Raw genomic sequence first — 5,938 nt, forward strand, 5'->3', positions numbered from 1 at the left:
AACCAGAGCAGGCTCCACACGAGCATCGGTCTGGTCCCGCCAACCGAGTTCGAACAGAGTCACTACGCTGCCCTCAACCCCGAGCTGCAGCCCGCATAAGGAGCGGCAGAAAACCTGGGGTGGTTCAGATCACCACCTGCTCGGCGAGGTTGAGGGTGGGGTTGGGCATAGCGCTTCTCCTTCGGATCGAGGTTCCGGGGTCGGTGGCGTCGACTCCCAGCAACAAGGGTGACAGTAGCACTGCACCCTCGCTCATGCGGTCAAATGGTGGACCCACGGCGACGCCCCGCCAAACCACCCGACGCACTCTCACCGCGCCGACGCCGCGCCGGATTCACGAACTCCCCGCCCCGTGGTGATGCGGGCAGCAAGTCGGTCACAGCGTGCACGCCGGCATCCAACGCGCCCGGTGACCACGTCGATCCGGGCTCCCACATCGTGAACTCCGTCTTCAACTGCTTGAGGTCCGCGCCGGCGGCGAACTTGACGCGGCCAGTGATGATCGCTTGGGCGACGGGTTCGGCGCGCAGCACTTTGGAGCGTCGGGCGACGACTTCGACGACCAGCGGGCACAACCCCGACACCGCGCCTTCGCGGACGAGGAGCTCCCACGCTTGGGCGATCAACTGCTTGCCCATGTCGCCGCCGAAGTTCTTCTCCACCACGATGCGGTCCGCGTCCAGCTCATGCGCGACCAGACACACGGTGCGCGGCCAGTCCGCCGCCGACAGTCTCGCGGTGCGGTCATCGAGGAACCACGCGTGACGCTCGCCGTCGAGGCCGACGGCGACGATGCCGACGGTGTCGCGAGACGCACCACCAGCAGGGTCCACACCGACAGCGATCCGCTTGAACGATGCAGGTGCCGGCGCGGTCGCGGCACGCACCTGCGCATCGTCGAGCAGGGAACCCTCAGCGTCGTACGGGACACCCATGTACAGGGCGTTCCAGTCTCTTGCCGTCGACTGGCGGCGCGCACGCTCCCAGTGCGCCCGCGCACCGTCGACGTCGTCCGGAGCGATCTTCGGATGAGTCAGCGGCTCCCCCGGTGCCCGGCCGAGCGGATCAGCGTAGATGTGCCGCTCCGGGTTCTCTGGGAGCGCGAGCGCGGGCAGGTGAACGACACGCCACACGCCGCCTTCCTCGATGCGGCCTTCCGATTCGAGGATGCGGCCGGCGAGATCATCCTGGTGCCAGCGAGTCATGACGACCAGTCGGCAGGTCTTGGGTTCGACGCGAGACAGGAACGTCGAGGAGTACCAGTCCCATGCGCCGTCGCGGATGGTGACTGATTCGGCTGCTGCGCGGTCCTTGACGGGGTCGTCGATGATGCCGAGGTGCATGTCTTCGCCGGTGAGTCCTCCGCCGATGCCGCGGGCGATCATGCCGCCGCCGGTGGTGAGGTTCCAATCGGATTTGGCGGCCTGCTCCCGGGACAGGGTGAGACCGTACTGGGCGCCGTAGTCGGTGAAGAATCCGCGGACGGCGAGGGCGTGTCGCATGGCGAGGCGTTCAGCGTATGCGGATCCGACGACGCGCGCGTGCGGGTCCATGGTGAGCCACCACTTCGGGAACCACTGTGATGCGAGAGCTGATTTGCCGATGCGCGGCGGGGTGAAGATCATCAGTGATCCGCCGGGTTCGATCAGTAGTCGGGCGAGGGCGGCGTTCATCAGTTCGGTGTGCGGGCCGATGACGTAGCGGCGATCGAACTGGGCGGCCATGTGCGCGGGCCCGATGCCGTCGTATTGGCCGGCGCGCAGCAGTGTTTCGGTCGCTTCGCGGCGTAGACGGATGCGGGCGAGGGCGTCAGTGGTCACGGGCTTCGATCTGGTCGAGCTGCAGGGCCATCTTGGTGGTGAGGTCGCGGATGTCGCGGTCGATGGCGGATTCGCCGGTGACGGTGATGGTGGTGCCCTTGTCGTAGCCGAGGACTTTGGTGAGGGAGTCGAGAATGCTGCGGGCCGAGGCGATGAGTTGCGCTTTGCCGACTTCGCGGCCGTCGTCGGCGGAGTCGAGTTCGTCGATGCAGCGTCGGTAGAGGTCGGTGTAGCGGCTGATCTGCAGTTCGAGGAGGAGGTCGCCGAGGTCGTTGCGGCGGTCGCGGGCTTCTTGGAGGCGTCGGTGGATTGCTTCGTGGACGGTGGATTTGGCGACGTCGTGGCGGTCGGCGATGGCGGCCATGGTGGAGCCGTTGATGTATTCGTCGAGCCATGCGGCGTGAGAGAGTGCTTTCTCGGCGAGTCGTCGCGGGTTCTTGTGCATGTCTCCCATGCTCTTGGATTCTAGGTGTCGAGGCTGGTGGGTGGTGTGCGCCAGCAGTTGCAGCGGAGGACGAGGCAGCCGTCGAGGTGGTGGTGGAGTCGCCAGTCGTGGGGGCAGTGGTCGCAGCGGGTGTTGGGTGGGCAGTCAGGCATCGGTGTGGCCTGCCGCGGTCAGCGCTTTGGCGATGAGGGTCCATGCGCCGTCGCCGTATCGGTGCATGACGGGCCCGGCCCACAGGGTGGAGGGTGTGCCGTTGTCGGCCCGGGTGAGGAGTTCGACGTCGTAGGTGTTGAGGCTGTCGGGGAGGTTGCTGCCTGAGCGTCGGCGGGCGTAGAAGTGGCCGATCGTGTCGGCGTTGACCTTGAGGTCGAAGTGCAGGGCCATGGGGTCTATTCCTGGTTGATGTCGTCGGCGAGGCCGGGGCGGATCGAGCACCAGCACGCGTGGTGCGCGCGGTGTCGGCAGGGTGTGCAGAGGCCGTAGCGGTCGGCGATCCCGCCGCAGTGGCAGCGGGGCGGGAACATGGTGCGGGTGAGGAGTTCGCGGGCTTGGTCGGCGAGCCACGCGGTCAGGGATCTCATGGTCGGGTCCTGAGTCGTTTCGGTTGGGTGACGATGCCGCCGCAGTCGAGGCACCAGCGTGCGGGTTCGGTGCCGACATGGCGGCCGTTCGTTTCGATGTGGGTGGGCTGCACAGCGGTCTTGACGCTCCCGCAGTGCGGGCACGGCAACCGGCCGGTGGGCGTGGTCATCGGCGGCGTCGGCCGGTACGGGTGAAGCCGGCGGCCCGGCGGTTGGCCCGCCATTTGCGGTGCGGGTGCTGGCGTCGCCAGGCGTCGCGGGCGGCGACGTACCGGGTGTGCTCGAGCATCCAGCCGGAGCAGTCGAACACGTCCCCGCCGAAGCCTCCGAACGTGTACGGCACCTGCTGGAACAGGCCGCGGCCGTCGCCGAACACGTACGGCCTGTCGGGCAGCAGCCCGACACAACTCCGGTAGTTGAGGACCGACAGGACGGGTCGCGGCCGGGTGCGGCGATGCCGACGGTGGCTGGTCATCAGCCGCGGTCCGCGTCGGCGCCCATCATGCGTGCGCGGCGTTCGGGGTCGACGACAGCGACGTACGGCGTCGCACGCTGGTCGTCGTTGATGCCGAGCTGGTCGGCCAAGTCCTGCGCGACGTCGCGGGCCACGTCTCCGACGGTCTCGGCGAACGTCTTCGGTCCGGCCGGTTCGTCGCTCAGCGGATCTTGGCCGTCGAGGATCCACGTGGCTACGTCGATCAGGCCGTAGGGCTCGGCGGCCGCGGCTCCGAACCCGCCGGTCTGCTTGGTGGCTTGGCGGGCGCGGTCGAGGGCTTCGGCGCGTGCCAGCTGGGCGTCGTCGAGGTGCCCGGCCCGCAGCTCTTGCGTCTCGAATGCGCGCGGCTTCCCGGTGATGGTGGTGCTGTCGTGAGTCTTCTTCGGCATGGTCAGTCCTTCGGGTAGCGGTGGGAGTAGGCGGGGCGGCCGTTGGGGCCGTACAGCGTCCAGGGGCGTCCGGCCCACAGCGGGTAGCGGGTGCGGGCGACGGCCTCGCCGAGGGTGCGGAAACTCTCGGGGTCGAGGACGTCTTCGTCGTCGCGGAGCGTGAACATCAGCTGGCCTTCCGGGCTTCGTCGAGGGCCTGGTCGCGGAGGCTGTTGAACACGGACTTGAGGAGCTTCCGTTCGGCGGGGTCGGTGCTGAGTTCGTGGAGTTCGCGGATGTGATCCGCTTCGCGCTTGAGTTGCTCGGCACGTTTCCGGTGCTGGTCCCGGCGGGTGTCGACGGGGTGCATGTACCGGGCGATGCGGCCGCTGCTGGTGCCGTCGACCAGCCACCAGCCGGTGAGGTAGAGCAGGACGATGGGGCCGGCGACGCCTGCGCAGGCGCCGACGAATCGGCGGCGGATCCTGCGGTCGGTGTCGTACTGGCGGCCGACGAGGTCGGCGAGGCGTATGCAGGTGGCCCAGCACCACCCCCATGCGGCGACTCCCGTGATGGCGGCCAGCACGACGTAGACGGCGGTCATGGCTGCACCGTCCAGGGCAGTGCGAGGCCGTCGCCGTCGCGGCGAGGCACGTAGTGGATGTGCAGGTGCTCGAGAGTCTGGGTCGCCGAGGGGCCGGCGTTCACGATCAGGTTGAAGTCCGTGCCGTACTGGTCGCCGGTGGTCGCGTACAGGTAGGCGGACCGCCAGGCTGCGGAAGCGAGCACGTCGGCGCCGTGCGCGGCGTGCTCGGTGGGCACGAACAGCATGTGGCCGGGTGTCACGGGGTTGAGCGGCTCGAACCACATGACTGGTCGGGCGCGGTCGAACGTGACGGTGCGGCCGTCCACATCGACGGCGACGCTGTACGCGTCGCCGGGGTGCACCTGGTGGGCGGCGTACTCGCAGAACGGGCAGTCGGGCGTGCTCATGGCTGCACCGGCATGGCTGCGGTGGTGAGGCGGCGTGTCTCGCACGGTGCCGGGCATCGGCAGGTCGGGCACCACGGGACGATGCCCTCCGGGTTCGGCGCGTGCAGGGCGTGGATCTCCCCGAGCGTCTTCCACGCGGCGCCATGCTCACGGAGGTGGACGTACGCGACCAGGTGGCCGCGTTCGTCGCGGCAGCCGTTGATGTCGGTGGTGAGAGTGGTACCGCAGACCCGATACGGGTCGACAGCGGCTGACGAGAAGTAATTCACTGGGCACTCACCTCCCCGGCGAGTTCGGGCCAGGGTGCGGCCGCGAGCTGCTGCCAGTTGTGGTCGTAGATCGTGGCCGCAGTGTTCGGTTCGGCCATCACTGGGTGTCACCTCGGCTGGCGAGGATCTGGTGGGCGTGCATGTTCAGTTCGCCCTGGTTGCGGCGGATCCCGGCGGCGTTTTCCATCGAGGATGGCGGCGACTTCGAGGCGATGGCTCCAACTGCTTCGAGGGTGGCGCGCTGGGTGTCGTCGAGGTCACCGGTGGTGGGCGGCATGGACGAGAGGTCGTCGGGGATGTGGGTCACGGTGGTTCTCCTTCGGGGTGGCGTGTCAGCCAGGGTACCGGTGTGGTTGCACCCCGGCTGGTCGGTTCGCGACTAGGGGCGTTCGAGGGTGTGCACATTGATCGCGCAGCCTGGTGTTTCGTCGGGTTCGGCGGTGCGCTTCGTGGCCGCTAGCCGGGTGACGTGCGCGTCGTCGGCGATCCACACGCCGGTGATGGCATCGAGGACGGCGCGTACGAGCTTGTCGAGGTCCCCCACTCGCTTGATCGCGGGCGGTGTCGGGCGCGGGCAGCGTTGCGGTCTCGGGAGCAGGAAGTCGAGTTCGACGGCGACAGGGCCGGCGGGGAGCATCCCGCCGTGCCGTGCGGCGGCGAGCTTGATGGTTTCCCGCCAGGGTGCGACGTACTTCGACGACTCGGTGAGGATCGGTTTGCCGCCGCGGTGGCCGCGGTACGCGTGGCTGCCTTGGGGTGCTGGGCGGCCTTCGACGAACGCGAATCGTTTCGTCACAGGAACCCGCAGCGGGGTCGTCCCCTGAGGGCGGTGACTGCCTTTCGGGCACTGACCCTCGACGGGCTGCTGTTTGTTCGTCTCTGTGGACGCCAGGGGGTCGGACGGGCTTCCGGAATTTCGGTTCGGCTGGTGTGTGTTCGGTGTCATCGGGGTCCGTTCGGGTCGGG

The 5,938-nt window shown here is 68.4% G+C and carries 13 protein-coding genes; all 13 read right to left on the reverse strand.

The features are described 5' to 3' along the window. Window positions 1-124: 124 nt before the first annotated feature. A complete protein-coding gene (locus QM582_RS10170) occupies window positions 125-256 on the reverse strand; it encodes a hypothetical protein (RefSeq protein ID WP_415084078.1) in 132 nt (43 codons plus the stop codon). Window positions 257-260: 4 nt separating this feature from the next. Beyond that, window positions 261-1,820 (reverse strand): terminase large subunit domain-containing protein, encoded by a 1,560-nt coding sequence (locus tag QM582_RS10175; protein ID WP_415084079.1) that lies wholly within the window; start codon window positions 1,818-1,820, stop codon window positions 261-263. After that, window positions 1,810-2,274: a hypothetical protein gene (locus QM582_RS10180; protein WP_415084081.1), complete on the reverse strand. Its 465-nt coding sequence runs from the start codon at window positions 2,272-2,274 to the stop codon at window positions 1,810-1,812. Before QM582_RS10180 ends, QM582_RS10175 begins: the two co-directional genes overlap by 11 nt. Before the next feature lie 135 nt (window positions 2,275-2,409). Beyond that, window positions 2,410-2,649, reverse strand: a complete 240-nt coding sequence (locus tag QM582_RS10185; RefSeq protein ID WP_415084083.1) for a hypothetical protein — start codon at window positions 2,647-2,649, stop codon at window positions 2,410-2,412. Between the two features lie 5 nt (window positions 2,650-2,654). Beyond that, the gene (locus QM582_RS10190) at window positions 2,655-2,846 is read right to left on the reverse strand and encodes a hypothetical protein (protein ID WP_415084085.1); all 192 of its coding nucleotides are present in this window, start codon (window positions 2,844-2,846) and stop codon (window positions 2,655-2,657) included. Window positions 2,847-3,012: 166 nt separating this feature from the next. Beyond that, window positions 3,013-3,321 (reverse strand): hypothetical protein, encoded by a 309-nt coding sequence (locus QM582_RS10195; protein WP_415084086.1) that lies wholly within the window; start codon window positions 3,319-3,321, stop codon window positions 3,013-3,015. Next, the gene (locus QM582_RS10200; RefSeq protein ID WP_415084088.1) at window positions 3,321-3,731 is read right to left on the reverse strand and encodes a hypothetical protein; all 411 of its coding nucleotides are present in this window, start codon (window positions 3,729-3,731) and stop codon (window positions 3,321-3,323) included. Before QM582_RS10200 ends, QM582_RS10195 begins: the two co-directional genes overlap by 1 nt. 2 nt (window positions 3,732-3,733) lie before the next feature. Beyond that, window positions 3,734-3,898 carry a hypothetical protein gene (locus QM582_RS10205; protein ID WP_415084090.1) on the reverse strand — a complete coding sequence of 55 codons (165 nt, stop codon included), beginning with the start codon at window positions 3,896-3,898 and terminating at the stop codon, window positions 3,734-3,736. Beyond that, window positions 3,898-4,314, reverse strand: coding sequence for a hypothetical protein (locus tag QM582_RS10210; protein WP_415084091.1), 417 nt, complete (start codon window positions 4,312-4,314; stop codon window positions 3,898-3,900). Before QM582_RS10210 ends, QM582_RS10205 begins: the two co-directional genes overlap by 1 nt. After that, a complete protein-coding gene (locus QM582_RS10215) occupies window positions 4,311-4,703 on the reverse strand; it encodes an HIT domain-containing protein (protein ID WP_415084092.1) in 393 nt (130 codons plus the stop codon). The genes QM582_RS10210 and QM582_RS10215 overlap by 4 nt, the downstream gene beginning before the upstream one ends. Next, window positions 4,700-4,972 carry a hypothetical protein gene (locus tag QM582_RS10220; protein ID WP_415084094.1) on the reverse strand — a complete coding sequence of 91 codons (273 nt, stop codon included), beginning with the start codon at window positions 4,970-4,972 and terminating at the stop codon, window positions 4,700-4,702. Before QM582_RS10220 ends, QM582_RS10215 begins: the two co-directional genes overlap by 4 nt. A 97-nt stretch (window positions 4,973-5,069) precedes the next feature. Next, a complete protein-coding gene (locus QM582_RS10225; protein WP_415084096.1) occupies window positions 5,070-5,279 on the reverse strand; it encodes a hypothetical protein in 210 nt (69 codons plus the stop codon). 72 nt (window positions 5,280-5,351) lie between these two features. Then, a partial coding sequence (locus QM582_RS10230) for a RusA family crossover junction endodeoxyribonuclease (protein WP_415084098.1) occupies window positions 5,352-5,938 on the reverse strand: 587 nt, incomplete at its 5' end.

The sequence above is a fragment of the Micropruina sp. genome, assembly GCF_047607385.1.
In the GTDB taxonomy this organism is placed as follows: domain Bacteria; phylum Actinomycetota; class Actinomycetes; order Propionibacteriales; family Propionibacteriaceae; genus Micropruina.